Below are 12,558 nucleotides of genomic sequence, written 5' to 3'. Positions count from 1 at the left end.
GCGGCGCTGTAGCGGTGCATCAATTCAGAGAAACGATCCCATGGCATCGCGTGCGTACAGCATTCCCAATCTCCTGACCTACGGCCGTATCCTCGCCGTACCGCTGATCGTTCTCTGCTTCTTCATCGAGGGCAGGCTGTCGATCAGCAATACGGCGCGTTGGGTGGCGCTGTGGATCTTCGTCATCGCTTCGCTCACCGATTTCCTCGACGGTTATCTCGCGCGCATCTGGAACCAGACGTCGAATATCGGCCGCATGCTCGACCCGATCGCCGACAAGCTGCTGGTCGCCTCGATCCTCCTCCTGGTCGCGGCCGACCAGACGATCGCCGGCTGGTCGATCTGGGCGGCGATCACCATTCTCTGCCGCGAGATCCTGGTGTCGGGCCTACGCGAATATCTGGCGGCGCTGAAGGTCAGCGTGCCGGTGACGCGGATCGCAAAGTGGAAGACGACGCTGCAGCTTGTCGCCATCGCCTTCCTGCTCGCCGGCCCTGCCGGCGACGAGATTTTCCCCTATACGACGCAGACCGGCATCGCGCTGCTGTGGATCGCGGCGCTGCTGACGATCTATACCGGCTACGACTATTTCCGCGCCGGGGTGAAACATATCGTGGATGATGAAGAATGACGCGACTTGTCTATTTCGCCTGGGTGCGCGAGCGCATCGGCAAGGGCGAGGAGGAGATCGACCTCCCCTCCTCCGTCGTCACCGTCGCCGATCTCTTGAATCATTTGAAGACGCTGGGCGAAGAATATGAGACCGCACTTCAATATCCCGACGTGATCCGCGTGGCGCTCGACATGGAGCATGTCGAGCATGACGAACCGATATCAGGCGCACGTGAAATCGGGATATTTCCGCCGATGACGGGTGGATAGGGCGGTGACCATGATGCCGTGTCGCTACCCCCCTCTGCCCTGCCGGGCATCTCCCCCACAAGGAGGGAGATTGGCTGGGCGCACCGGCCTCCCCAAACAATCGGCGATTCAGCTTGGCAAAACTGTAGATGGGCACGATGGTCAAGCCACGCGTAATCTCCCTCCTTGTGGGGGAGATGCCCGGCAGGGCAGAGGGGGGTTGGCACGGCACGCCCTCTCCATAGCCTCCGCTACGACATCAAAGCAGTTGGGGATGTTATCATGACCATCACCCCCACCATCCGCGTCCAGCATGAGGACTTCGACCTGCAAGCCGAGGTCGATCGCCTCTCCAAGGGCAAAGCCGGCATCGGCGCCGTCGTCACTTTTTCCGGCCTCTGCCGTGATGAAGGCGGGACACTGGCCGCCCTCGAACTCGAGCATTATCCCGGCATGGCGGAGGCGGAGATGCGGCGCATCGGCGATCTTGCCATCGGGCGTTTCGGGTTGCTCGGGCTGACCGCCATCCACCGCTACGGGAAGATCGCTGCCGGCGAGAATATCGTGCTCGTCGTCGCAGCCGCGCCGCACCGGCAGGCGGCGTTCGACGGCGCCAATTTCGTCATGGATTTCCTGAAGACTGCAGCCCCCTTCTGGAAGAAGGAGCACGCTGGAGATGGCACCACCGGCGACTGGGTCTCGGCGAAAGACGCCGACGACGCGGCGCGTGACAAGTGGAAGTAAATTAGAGAACCACGCGCTCCCTGCGGCTCATCACCAGGAGCAGGACGAGCAGCGAGAAAACGACCAGATCCCGCCAGACGAAGGGGCCGTATGCGCCCCACATGGTTTCGACAACGGCAAGCCCGGCAGCGCCGCCTGCCGAGCGCAGCGGATCGGAATGGCCGCCGACGGCTGCGATCAGCAGCACCTTCAACCCGAACATAAGGCCGGCGCCGAAATCCATCGAGCCGTAGTAGAAAGTCGCGAGGATGCCGCAGATGGTGGCGACGAGGGCTGCTGCCCCATAGGCGACAAGAAAGACGCGGTTGGCGCTGGTGCCGCAGAGTTCGGCGGCCAGCGGATCATCGGTGACGGCGCGCCAGACGCGGCCCCAGGCCGTGCGCCTGAGGATCAGCGTACCCACGGCGACGATGGCGCACATCAGCGCGGTGTCGATCAACTGGATATGGGTGAGCGTCACCTTGAACGGGCCGTCGCTCCAGAAGACGACCGTGTCGTTCAGGAACGGCGGCAGCCAGATGGCGCGGGTATTGGCGGCAAGCCGGGCGGTCTCCATGAGGACGATCATGATGCCGAGGGCAGCGACGATGACCGTATTCGGCGATTTGCTGACCAGCGGCAGCATGATCGAGCGACCGATCCATAGGCCCGCCGCCAGCGAATAGACGATCGAAGCGCCGGCGCCGACGGCAAGGGCGGCCGGCAGCACCAGCCAGAAGCGGTTGAAGGCGAGGTCGGTGAAGAGCAGCAGGATCTGGCCCGCAAAGGCAAAGATCGCCCCATAGGTGATGTCGGCCCGCTTCGTCACGCCGAAGGCGACGGCGTAACCGAAGGCAAGCGCGGCATAGAGGGCGGCCAGCGGAACCGAATTCGCCAGCTGCTGCAGAAGATAAGCCATTCCAGACACTCCGCGTCACCAAAATTATAACTGGTAAAACCCATTTCGTCAGTTATAATTTATCATGAGCTTTTCCTGGACCCCTCACCGCTTTGCCGGCGGCGCACTGGCGCTCGATGTCGTCAACAGCGTCGTTCTGCGCCACGATACCACGCGGCGTATCGACCGCTTCGCGGTCAGGGACCAGATGCGGAGCTTTCCGCGCGCTGCCGCCGAATTCTGCGCCGAGCGCGCCCTCTTCGGCGACATCGCGCCGGTCGCGGCGGAAAACGAAGCGGATTTCATCGCGCTGCGGGAAACAATCGATCTCTATTTCCGCGAGCGTATACTGAATGGCGGCGACGACCAATTGCTGGCCATGCTGCTGGAAGCGCTGGCGAAGGCATTGCGCGAAACAAGCCCCGGCAGCGTGGCCGCGGCGACTGCCCATTCGGCACTGCGGCTGATCGCCATGCCGGATCCCCGGCGCATGAAGATCTGCGGCAATTGCGGCTGGCTGTTCATCGACCGCAGCAAGAACAGGAGCCGGGCCTGGTGCGACATGGCGGTCTGCGGCAACCGCGCCAAGGCGAACCGTCACTATCGCCGCAAGAAGGAGGAGACACCATGAGAAAGCATTGGATCATGATGGCCGCCGTCGGGCTGATACTGTCAGCCTGCCAGCGCCAGGCTGAAAACCTGGTCGAGGTCACCGGCCATCTCTTCGTCTTCAACTATCGGGTGGCGAGCGCCACCTACCTGCTGACGCTGAAAAAGACGGGGCCTATCCCCGACGGTTCGGTCATCATCGCTGAATTCGAAAATCCGCAAGGAGGCGATCCGCTGGTGCTGAACCAGAAGATCTATCCGATCGACGACAAGATCGCGCTGCAGAGCGAAAACCTGCATTGCGTGCGCAAGGACCGTCCCTATTCCGTCAGTGTCCGGCTGGTCGACAAGGACGGCAAGGTGCTGCAGGAATTGAAGACGCAGTTCCGGTCCGACCTCGACCAGACCGTCCTACCGAGCAAGCCACTCGTCGTCGGCGCGTTTTATGACAAGAACCCGGAGGTCTTCAAGCCTGACGGCAGCGTCGATTTCTCGAATACGGACAAATGCCCGGCATAGAGAAATGCATAGAAAAAGCCGGAGCGTGGCCCCGGCTTTCGAGAGTCAGTTCAAGGCATTGCCGGCGAATGCCGAAGCGAGGCCTCAGCCGACGATTTCGGTATCGGAGAACCAGTACTTGATTTCCTGGGCAGCCGTTTCAGGAGCGTCCGAGCCGTGAACGGAATTTTCGCCGATCGACAGAGCGTGAACCTTGCGGATCGTGCCTTCGTCAGCGTTAGCCGGGTTGGTCGCGCCCATGATCTCGCGGTTCTTGAGGATCGCGCCTTCGCCTTCCAGCACCTGGACGACGGTCGGGCCGGAGATCATGCCTTCGACCAGTTCGCCGAAGAAGGGACGGTCCTTGTGAACGGCGTAGAAGCCTTCGGCTTCGCGACGGCTCATCCAGACGCGCTTGGAAGCGACGACACGCAGGCCGGCATCTTCGAGCATCTTGGTGATGGCGCCCGTCAGGTTGCGCTTGGTCGCGTCCGGCTTGATCATCGAGAAGGTGCGTTCAATCGCCATAGTCAAATCCTCTGTTTTCTCGGGAAAAGTGGGCGGTCTTTACCCGCCCCAACGCCCGAAAACAAGAGGTAGGCGGCAATTTCACGCCGCTGTCACAGTCCTGCCGCGGCTTTGGTGAAGATCGAGGCAGCGTTCGAACCAGGCCATGACGGGATCGTCGGCAGCTAGCATGGCGAGACCGGCGGACACACGCAGCCATTGCAGCGCGCCGAAGACGATATAGTCGGCAAAGAGCGGTGTCTGCCCGCCGATGAAGGGCTGGAACTTCAGCATGTGCCGGAGCGGCTCCAGTTTGGCGCCGAAGGTAGCCTTCTCCGCCTCGCTGTCGGCGGCAACCACCTCCAGCGGTTTGCCGAGCCGAGCCTCCCGGCTTTCGCGGAAATAGGCCTTGTCTGCCTCATCGAGGTTCGCATGGATGTCGAGAAGGGCAATGCGCATGATAGCCGGATGGATGATCATCTGCGAATAGCCTTCCACCATGCGCGACAGCGCCTTGCCGCCCTCGCCGTTGAACAGCGACGGCCGCTCGGGATAAGCCCCCTCCAGATAAAGGGCGATGTCGAAGCTGTCTGGAATCAGTCGGCCATTATCGTCGAGAACGGGCACGATCGACGAGACGCCGCCGCCAATCGCGCGGATGCGGGCATAAGTCGTCGGAATTTCCTCGAAATCGAGCCCCTTATGCGCCAGCGCCATCACCGCCTTCCAGCAATGGGGCGAAAAGAAGCGCCGTTCGTCGGCGCCGCAGAGGGAATAGAGGGCTCTGGTCATGACAGTCCTTTCGAGATCGCAGCTTAATGCATTCGACGACAGAAAGTGCCTGCGATCAAATCAGGAAATTTCATGGGCGCATCACTGCGATTTCCGGGAAAAGGGGCTAAACTGCCGCGACCAATCCGGGAGGGACGGAATGCTCAGACATTACAGGATGTTCGCCGCCTATAATCGCTGGGCCAACACGCAAGTCTATGCGGCTGCCGCCGAACTCAGCGATGCAGAATTCCGCAGCGGCCGCGGCGCCTTCTTCGGCTCACTGCATCGCACGCTCAATCATCTGATCGTCGCCGACCGGATATGGATGAAGCGCTTCACCGGCACCGGCGAAGCGCCGGCGACACTCGATGCCGTGCTCTTCGAAGATCTGGATGCGCTTGCCGGCGCACGCAAAGCAGAGGACGAGCGTATCATTGCCTGGACGGGCATGCTGGACGAGGCGGCGCTTGCCGCCAACTTCACCTATGTAACAGTGGTACAGCCGGTCGAGATCACCCAGCCTCTGTCGTCGGCGCTCGCGCATTTCTTCAACCACCAGACCCATCATCGCGGCCAGTGCCACATGACGCTGACGGCGCTCGGCAAGCCGAGCCTCGTGCTGGACCTCATCTACTTCCTGCGGGTCGAGGGCCGCGAATGGATGTGAGGTCTTCGCCATCAAGGCCGCGTTAACCGCCTTTACGGGTTCCGCCCGCGAATCCAGGGCTTCCGATTGAAAGTTCAGCCTCTCTTAAAAGCTTGCGGGCATAGCGGAACACAGGAAAAGAGGCTGCCGCGAGGGATCGTCATGCAGAATGCAAGCGCAAACGCATTGGTGCCGCGCGAGGCTGCGCGCCCGGCGCCGATGGCGGATATTCAGAAGATCGCCCAGCACATGGCGCGTCTGAACGTCGCGGCCCTACCGCGCAATTACGAACTCTTTCACGAGGCGATCGTCGGGCTCAATGCCGGCCTTGCGCAGGATATCGCAGCGCTCGGATCGCAGCCGCAGCAGCCGATGCTCGACGAACTCGGCCTGAAATACCGCCTCGTCGGCCATTGCGGGCTGGCAGGCGAGACATCACGAAACGAGGCGAGCCGGATGCTGCGCGACGTGGCGGAAAGGCTTGCCGAAGGGCTAAAGCACAAGAATGCCTTTGCGCGCGCCTGCGGCACGATCCTGAAATCCGTCTCCGGACAGGACGACCAGAGCCTTGCCGCCTTTCTCAGCGAGATCGACTACCTAACTGCGTCGCTTTCGACCGTTCTTGCAGCGGAGATGGAAATCGGCGCGAAGCTGCAGGACGATATCAAGACGCTGGAAACGCTGGAGCGCGGCATTTCGGCGATGCAATCGGCCGCGATCGCCGACAGGATCACCGGACTTCCGAACCGCATCGCGCTGAACCGGACGATCGCCGATCTCTACAAGCGCGAGGAAGGTGCCGCCGGCAGCGCGCTGATCATGGTCGATATCGACAACTTTACCGATCTTAACGATAAATACGGCACCCACGCCGGCAATAAGCTCCTGAAGAAGCTCGCCGGCCTGTTCAGCAAGTCGGTCAAGAAAAACGATTTCGTCGCCCGCACAGAGGCTGACGAATTCGCCCTGTTGTTTTCCAATGTCGGCATGCAGGATGCGATGACGATTGCCGAACGCCTGCGCGCCTCTGTCGAGGACAACCTCGTCTTCGCTACATCCGACAAGGCCGATCCCGGCAGACTCACCATCTCGATCGGGGTGGCGCTCAGCACCGACGCGGCAACGCCGGGACAATTGCAGGCCAATGCCCGCGTAGCACTTCTCGCCGCGCAGTCGAACCCCCGACTGCCGGTGCAGGCTTTCGGCCGCTGAGGCGACGGACAAGCAAGCTTGTCCGGGGGATAAGCAAGCTTGCGGCGGACAAGCAAGCTTGCCGCGGGGAGAAGTACTCTTGCCTTGGCGAGCGCTTTCGGCCAAAACGCCGGCCATGATCACGCTCACCGATATTTCCGCCCGCATCGCCGGACGCCTGCTTCTCGACAATGCCAGCGTTTCGCTGCCTTCAGGCACGAAGGCTGGGCTCGTCGGGCGCAACGGCGCCGGCAAGTCCACGCTTTTTCGCGTCATCACCGGCGATCTCGGCTCGGAGAGCGGAACGGTGTCGATCCCCAGGGCCGCACGCATCGGCCAGGTGGCGCAGGAAGCGCCGGCGACCGAAGACGCGCTGATCGAGATCGTGCTTGCCGCGGACAAGGAACGCACCGCCCTCGTTGCCGAGGCGGAAACGGCAACCGATCCGCACCGCATCGCCGAAATCCAGATGCGTCTTGTCGATATCGACGCGCATTCGGCCGAAGCGCGTGCGGCGAGCATTCTTGCCGGCCTCGGCTTCGACAAGGACGCGCAAGCCCGCCCCGCCTCCTCCTTTTCCGGCGGCTGGCGCATGCGTGTCGCCCTTGCCGCCGTGCTGTTTTCCGAGCCGGACCTGCTTCTGCTCGACGAGCCGACCAACTATCTCGACCTCGAAGGCACGCTGTGGCTGGAAGATTATGTCAGGCGCTATCCGCACACTGTCATCATCATCAGCCACGATCGCGACCTGTTGAACAATGCGGTCAATGCGATCGTCCATCTCGACCAGAAGAAGCTCACTTTCTATCGCGGCGGTTACGACCAGTTCGAGCGACAGAAGGCGGAAGCCGACGAGCTGCAGACCAAGGCCAAGGCCAAGAACGATGCGGCGCGCAAACATCTGCAGGGCTTCATCGATCGCTTCAAGGCCAAGGCTTCCAAGGCTCGTCAGGCACAATCGCGCGTCAAGGCGCTGGAGCGTATGGGAACGGTTGCCGCGGTCATCGAGGACCACGTACAGCCGATCACTTTTCCCGAGCCGGAAAAGCAGCCGGCTTCGCCGATCGTCGCGATCCAGAGCGGCGCCGTCGGCTACGAGCCCGGCAATCCGATCCTGAAGAACCTCAATCTTCGCATCGACAATGACGACCGCATCGCCCTGCTCGGCTCGAACGGCAACGGCAAATCGACCTTTGCCAAATTCATCTCCGGCCGGCTGGCGCCGGAGAGCGGTGAAGTGAAGATCGCGCCGAGCCTTAAGATCGGCTTCTTCGCGCAGCATCAGCTCGACGACCTCATCCCCGAGCAATCGGCGGTAGAGCATGTGCGCCGGCTGATGCCCGGTGCACCGGAAGCCAAGGTGCGCGCCCGCGTCGCCCAGATGGGGCTTGCGACCGAAAAGATGGCGACGGCCGCCAAGGATCTTTCCGGCGGCGAAAAAGCTCGATTGCTGATGGGGCTTGCCGCCTTCAATGCGCCCAATTTGCTGATCCTCGACGAGCCGACCAACCACCTCGACATCGACAGCCGCCGCGCGCTGATCGAGGCGCTGAACGACTATGAAGGCGCCGTCATCCTGATCTCGCATGATCGCCATCTGATCGAGGCGACGGTCGACCGGCTCTGGCTGGTCAATGGCGGCACGGTGACGAGTTTCGAAGGCGATATGGACGAGTACCGCGACCTCATTGTCACTTCAGGTAAAAAAAAAGAAGAAAAGCCTCAGCTAGTTGAAGACGCGACGTCGAAGGCCGACCAGCGCAAGCTCAATGCCGAGCGTCGCGCCTCGCTGACGCCACTCAAGAAAAAGATCAACGAAATCGAAACCTTGACGGCGAAGCTGGAGAAACAGATTCAGGCGCTTGACGCGGAACTTGCGGATCCGGCCCTTTACGAGAAGACGCCCGCTAAAGCCGCCGAGAAGGCAAAGCAGCGCGGCGAAGCCGCGGCGAAACTCGCTGCCGCCGAGGAAGACTGGCTGATGCTGTCGGCCGAATACGAAGAAGCGATGGCGGGATAGCCACAGGGTGACGCTGAAATTCAAGAAGACCGAGGTGCCCGACACCGTCGTCGCCTCGGCCGAATTCGTGACGATCCGCTAGCGCATCAGCGCGTCTGAAGAGACGCGGCGCTATAAGGCGGGTTGCCAAGTCGGGACCGTCTGCCTAGATCTGTCCGACGTCAACGGAAGCCGGCAGGTTAGAATGAACCTTCATCTCGAAACGGACGACGATCCACGCACCCGTCAGTTCATCGACGAGCACAACCGGGCTTCCGGCGCGGCACTGAGAACACCTGAATTCGACAGGGATCGCGACGCGATCAAAGCGCTGATCGAGCGGCAGGACAGGCTGATCGTTCCGATGCGCCGAGGTGAGTGGCTGTTCGATTTCCGCCAGAGCAAGGACAATCCTCTCGGCATCTGGCTCCGCCTGCCGGCAGATCAGGAGCCGCTGCCGGACACCGCCTGGGAGCCGGTCTTCGATCTCGACGCCTTCTGCGTCAGGGAAGGCAAGCGCTGGAACTGGCGCGGCGCCGTCACCTGCCCATGGGAGCCGACGCGGGTGCTGCTCACGCTTTCGGACGGCGGCTCCGACCTTCTCCGGCTGCTCGAATTCGACGCCGAGCGGAAACAGGTCGTCGAGGGCGGCTTCGATACACCGGCCACACGATCGCATGCCACCTGGCTCGGCCGCGACGAAATCTGCTATTTCGGTTCCATCGACAGATTTTCGGCGACCCGCTCCGGATGGCCGCGCGTCGGACGGCGATTGAAGCGCGGGCAGCGACCGGAAGATGCCGCCGTCATGTTCGAAGCCGCAGACGAGGACGTCTACGGCTTCAATCTCGTCATTGACCCTGACCTAGCAGGCGCTTCGGCGGATCGCGGATTGATCGATATTTTCGTCGCCGCCCACGAGATCGGCGTCGCCAGCGCTTTCCTGATCGCCAACGACGGCACACAGCGGCGCATCGATCTGCCTAAGGAAGCCGATTTCCAGTTCAACCATGATCATTGCCTTTGGCGGGCAAAGACGGATGAACGCGTTGCGACCGGCAGCCTCGTGCTGCAACGCTTCGACCCCGCCTCGGAGACGGCCCTGCTCGGGCCGGAGCAGATCCTGTTTCAGCCTGGAGAGGGCCAGTCCATCGCGCAGATGATGCTGATGCAGGAGTGGTGCGTCTTCATCATCTCCGATCGGCTGCGTCCGCGTCTCATGGTGCTGGACCTGACAAGGCCTGACGGCGAGCAGCGCGAGATCGCACTGCCGGCGGATATGCAAACGGCTCACTTCAGGCCACTCCATGCGGATCTGCATCTTGGCGACGATACGCTCCTCGTCATCGGCCAGGGCTTCCTGCAGCCGCCCGTCTGTTACCGTCTCGAGCTGTCGGATCGCAGCAGAGAGGCCGAGCCGGTTTTTGTCGCCGCGGCGCCGAGCTATTTCGATACGACCGATATGTCATCCGAACTGCTGGAGGCTGTTTCGGAGGACGGAACGAGGGTTACCTACCGGTTGGTTCTGCCGAAGCAATGGACCAAGGGCGCGCTGCCGGTGCTGCTTTACGGCTATGGCGGCTTCGATGTCCCGTTGTCGCCAAGCTATTCCGGCGTGACAGGACGCTGGCTGGAACAAGGCGGCGCCTATGTGCAGGCCTATATTCGCGGCGGCGGCGAATTCGGGCCCGACTGGTATCGCAGCGCCAAGCGGCAGGGGCGAGACCGGGCGTTTGCCGATTTCGTCGCCATCGCGCGCGATCTCGTCGCCCGCGGCTATACCGTGCCGTCGCGGATTGCCTGCCAGGGCGGCAGCAATGGCGGTCTGCTGACCGGCGTGATGCTGACGCGCTACCCGCAAGATTTCGGCGCCGTCTGGTGCCAGGTGCCGGTCCTCGACATGACACGCTTCCACCTGTTTACCGCAGGGCAAGCCTGGATGGACGAGTATGGCGATCCGGAGACGCCGGTGGACCGGGACTTCATGCTCGGTTATTCGCCGCTTCACAATGTCGGGGCGGCGACCAAGGTCAGCTATCCGCCGATCTACATCGAAAGCTCCGCCAATGACGACCGCGTGCATCCCTCGCATGCGCGCCGCTTTGCCGCGCGGCTGGAGGAAGAAGGACACCGGCCGCTCTTCCATGAATTCGGCTCCGGCGGGCATGGCGGCGACGGCAATTCCGAAGAGCGCGCCGCCCGCGCGGCGATGGGTTACAGCTTCCTTCGCCAAACCATCATGCGATAGAATGGAGGAGGAGCGCTTGTCGGCGCGCCTCTTTCTGATACAAACAGATCAATAAATCATACTTTTCATACAGGCTCGAGCGAAACACCATGTCTCCTATCAACCTCGCCATCGTCGGCGTCGGCAAGATCGTCCGCGACCAGCACCTTCCCTCCATCGCCAAGAACCCGGATTTCGAACTCGTCGCCACGGCAAGCCGCCACGGCACGGTCGAAGGCGTCAAGAGTTATACGACGGTCGAAGCGATGCTCGACGCCGAGCCCTCGATCGATGCCGTCTCGCTCTGCATGCCGCCGCAATATCGCTATGAGGCAGCCTATAAGGCGCTGGTCGCCGGCAAGCATGTCTTCCTGGAAAAGCCGCCCGGCGCGACGCTCAGCGAAGTGGCCGATCTCGAAGCGCTGGCGAACAAGCAGGGTGCGTCGCTCTTTGCCAGCTGGCATTCGCGCTATGCACCGGGCGTCGAGGCGGCCAAGGCGTTTCTTGCCGCGACGACGATCAAAAGCGTGCATGTGATCTGGAAGGAGGATGTTCGCCACTGGCATCCGAACCAGGACTGGATCTGGCAGGCCGGCGGCCTCGGCGTTTTCGATCCTGGCATCAACGCGCTGTCGATCGTCACCCATATCCTGCCGCGGCCGATCTTCATCACCGAGGCCGTGCTCGAATTTCCCGAGAATCGCGATGCGCCGATCGCGGCCGACATTCACTTCCGCGATGCGGACGGCCTGCCGGTTCACGCCGAATTCGACTGGCGACAGACCGGCAAGCAGAGCTGGGACATCGTCGCGGAGACGGCAGCCGGCCAGATGGTGCTCGCCGAGGGCGGCGCCAAGCTTTTGATCGACGGCGCGCTCAGCTTCGCCGAGCCGGAGCAGGAATATCCCTCGCTCTACCGTCGCTTTGCCGAAATCATCAAGGCCGGCAAATCGGATGTCGATCTCGCGCCGCTGCGTCACGTCGCCGATGCCTTCATGCTCGGCAAGCGGAAATTCGTCGACGCCTTCCACGACTGAGCGTCGCAATAACGTCATAGAAACCGGCAAGATTTGCCGGCCTATGGCAATCGTGTTCGGGGGCAGCCGCTCATGAGCAACAAAATTGGCCGCAAGGGCCGATTTTTCCGCGTGTCGAAGATTGGCATTCTTGTGGTGCCGCTTCTCGGCCTTGCCGCATGTTCGGGCGAAGAGGTCGTCATGCCGCCTGATCCACCGGGCATTTCCCGATCCGAGGAATATTCCTTCGGATCGGCGACCCAGGCCCAGGATTGGCAGGCCACCCGCAAGGTGCTGGGCCAACTGGAAGGGCGGTTCGGAGAGAAGTCCATGCGTATCCTGGCGCGCAATCTCGCCAGCACGACCGACCCGCAGACTATCAAGGCTTATTATGCCGAACGCCTTGTCCATCAAGCCGGCTGGGCGGAAATGCCGGTCAGCACCTTTGCCGACAAAGCGTGGGCATTCGCTTTGGTCAGTCCGAATGGAAAGCATGTTTTGGCAGTCGAGGCGCTGGACGCATCGGAAAGTGCTGGCGGGATCGTACCCCTCAATATCCTGACAAACCTCGACGAGGATAAAGGGGCGAGGCGATAACGGCTTCTATCG

14 protein-coding genes are annotated in these 12,558 nt (G+C 61.9%); 11 read left to right on the top strand and 3 right to left on the bottom strand.

The annotated features are described in order from the left end of the window. The first annotated feature begins 40 nt into the window (after positions 1–40). The 3 genes from pgsA (at position 41) to RWK44_RS24035 (ending at position 1,605) form a co-directional block, all read left to right on the top strand. Positions 41–631 carry a CDP-diacylglycerol--glycerol-3-phosphate 3-phosphatidyltransferase gene (pgsA, locus tag RWK44_RS24045; protein ID WP_003547103.1) on the top strand — a complete coding sequence of 197 codons (591 nt, stop codon included), beginning with the start codon at positions 41–43 and terminating at the stop codon, positions 629–631. Next, positions 628–882 carry a molybdopterin converting factor subunit 1 gene (moaD, locus tag RWK44_RS24040; protein ID WP_017959832.1) on the top strand — a complete coding sequence of 85 codons (255 nt, stop codon included), beginning with the start codon at positions 628–630 and terminating at the stop codon, positions 880–882. The genes pgsA and moaD overlap by 4 nt, the downstream gene beginning before the upstream one ends. 261 nt (positions 883–1,143) lie before the next feature. Then, positions 1,144–1,605, top strand: coding sequence for a molybdenum cofactor biosynthesis protein MoaE (locus RWK44_RS24035; protein ID WP_025393988.1), 462 nt, complete (start codon positions 1,144–1,146; stop codon positions 1,603–1,605). 1 nt (position 1,606) lies between these two features. On the opposite strand, the gene RWK44_RS24030 is transcribed toward RWK44_RS24035, so the two are convergent. Beyond that, entirely contained in the window at positions 1,607–2,503 is an 897-nt protein-coding gene (locus RWK44_RS24030) for a branched-chain amino acid ABC transporter permease (protein WP_131664301.1), read from the bottom strand. A 64-nt stretch (positions 2,504–2,567) separates the two neighbouring features. On the opposite strand from RWK44_RS24030, the gene RWK44_RS24025 reads away from it, so the two are divergent. Further along, entirely contained in the window at positions 2,568–3,113 is a 546-nt protein-coding gene (locus RWK44_RS24025) for a CGNR zinc finger domain-containing protein (protein WP_131640389.1), read from the top strand. Continuing rightward, entirely contained in the window at positions 3,110–3,610 is a 501-nt protein-coding gene (locus tag RWK44_RS24020; protein ID WP_316029489.1) for a hypothetical protein, read from the top strand. The genes RWK44_RS24025 and RWK44_RS24020 overlap by 4 nt, the downstream gene beginning before the upstream one ends. An 84-nt stretch (positions 3,611–3,694) precedes the next feature. Here RWK44_RS24020 and ndk read toward each other — a convergent pair whose 3' ends face one another. Next, entirely contained in the window at positions 3,695–4,117 is a 423-nt protein-coding gene (ndk, locus tag RWK44_RS24015) for a nucleoside-diphosphate kinase (protein ID WP_131640391.1), read from the bottom strand. An 81-nt stretch (positions 4,118–4,198) separates the two neighbouring features. After that, a complete protein-coding gene (locus RWK44_RS24010; protein WP_131640392.1) occupies positions 4,199–4,888 on the bottom strand; it encodes a glutathione S-transferase family protein in 690 nt (229 codons plus the stop codon). A 139-nt stretch (positions 4,889–5,027) separates the two neighbouring features. On the opposite strand from RWK44_RS24010, the gene RWK44_RS24005 reads away from it, so the two are divergent. From RWK44_RS24005 to RWK44_RS23980, 6 genes are all read left to right on the top strand, one after another. Continuing rightward, the gene (locus RWK44_RS24005; protein WP_131664303.1) at positions 5,028–5,537 is read left to right on the top strand and encodes a DinB family protein; all 510 of its coding nucleotides are present in this window, start codon (positions 5,028–5,030) and stop codon (positions 5,535–5,537) included. Between the two features lie 141 nt (positions 5,538–5,678). Beyond that, complete coding sequence (locus RWK44_RS24000; RefSeq protein ID WP_221999564.1) at positions 5,679–6,728, top strand: GGDEF domain-containing protein; 1,050 nt, start codon at positions 5,679–5,681, stop codon at positions 6,726–6,728. Positions 6,729–6,843: 115 nt separating this feature from the next. Further along, positions 6,844–8,727, top strand: a complete 1,884-nt coding sequence (locus RWK44_RS23995; RefSeq protein ID WP_221999636.1) for an ABC-F family ATP-binding cassette domain-containing protein — start codon at positions 6,844–6,846, stop codon at positions 8,725–8,727. Positions 8,728–8,911: 184 nt separating this feature from the next. Then, positions 8,912–10,954 carry a prolyl oligopeptidase family serine peptidase gene (locus RWK44_RS23990; protein WP_316029488.1) on the top strand — a complete coding sequence of 681 codons (2,043 nt, stop codon included), beginning with the start codon at positions 8,912–8,914 and terminating at the stop codon, positions 10,952–10,954. An 89-nt stretch (positions 10,955–11,043) separates the two neighbouring features. After that, entirely contained in the window at positions 11,044–11,970 is a 927-nt protein-coding gene (locus tag RWK44_RS23985; protein ID WP_316029487.1) for a Gfo/Idh/MocA family protein, read from the top strand. 72 nt (positions 11,971–12,042) lie between these two features. Next, positions 12,043–12,546, top strand: a complete 504-nt coding sequence (locus RWK44_RS23980; protein ID WP_131640481.1) for a hypothetical protein — start codon at positions 12,043–12,045, stop codon at positions 12,544–12,546. Positions 12,547–12,558: the final 12 nt, after the last annotated feature.

It is taken from the genome of Rhizobium sp. 25PS6 (assembly GCF_032464655.1).
Lineage (GTDB): Bacteria > Pseudomonadota > Alphaproteobacteria > Rhizobiales > Rhizobiaceae > Rhizobium > Rhizobium laguerreae.
Note: the sequence above shows the minus strand (reverse complement) of the source record. Positions and strands in the feature narration are given on the sequence as shown.

Coding starts and splice junctions, on each gene's coding strand:
- pgsA (WP_003547103.1), top strand. CDS start 41: ATGGCATCGCGTGCGTACAGCATTCCCAATCTCCTGACCTACGGCCGT.
- RWK44_RS23990 (WP_316029488.1), top strand. CDS start 8,912: ATGAACCTTCATCTCGAAACGGACGACGATCCACGCACCCGTCAGTTC.
- ndk (WP_131640391.1), bottom strand. CDS start 4,117: ATGGCGATTGAACGCACCTTCTCGATGATCAAGCCGGACGCGACCAAG.
- RWK44_RS24005 (WP_131664303.1), top strand. CDS start 5,028: ATGCTCAGACATTACAGGATGTTCGCCGCCTATAATCGCTGGGCCAAC.
- RWK44_RS23985 (WP_316029487.1), top strand. CDS start 11,044: ATGTCTCCTATCAACCTCGCCATCGTCGGCGTCGGCAAGATCGTCCGC.
- RWK44_RS23980 (WP_131640481.1), top strand. CDS start 12,043: ATGAGCAACAAAATTGGCCGCAAGGGCCGATTTTTCCGCGTGTCGAAG.
- moaD (WP_017959832.1), top strand. CDS start 628: ATGACGCGACTTGTCTATTTCGCCTGGGTGCGCGAGCGCATCGGCAAG.
- RWK44_RS24010 (WP_131640392.1), bottom strand. CDS start 4,888: ATGACCAGAGCCCTCTATTCCCTCTGCGGCGCCGACGAACGGCGCTTC.
- RWK44_RS24035 (WP_025393988.1), top strand. CDS start 1,144: ATGACCATCACCCCCACCATCCGCGTCCAGCATGAGGACTTCGACCTG.
- RWK44_RS24030 (WP_131664301.1), bottom strand. CDS start 2,503: ATGGCTTATCTTCTGCAGCAGCTGGCGAATTCGGTTCCGCTGGCCGCC.
- RWK44_RS24020 (WP_316029489.1), top strand. CDS start 3,110: ATGAGAAAGCATTGGATCATGATGGCCGCCGTCGGGCTGATACTGTCA.
- RWK44_RS23995 (WP_221999636.1), top strand. CDS start 6,844: ATGATCACGCTCACCGATATTTCCGCCCGCATCGCCGGACGCCTGCTT.
- RWK44_RS24025 (WP_131640389.1), top strand. CDS start 2,568: ATGAGCTTTTCCTGGACCCCTCACCGCTTTGCCGGCGGCGCACTGGCG.
- RWK44_RS24000 (WP_221999564.1), top strand. CDS start 5,679: ATGCAGAATGCAAGCGCAAACGCATTGGTGCCGCGCGAGGCTGCGCGC.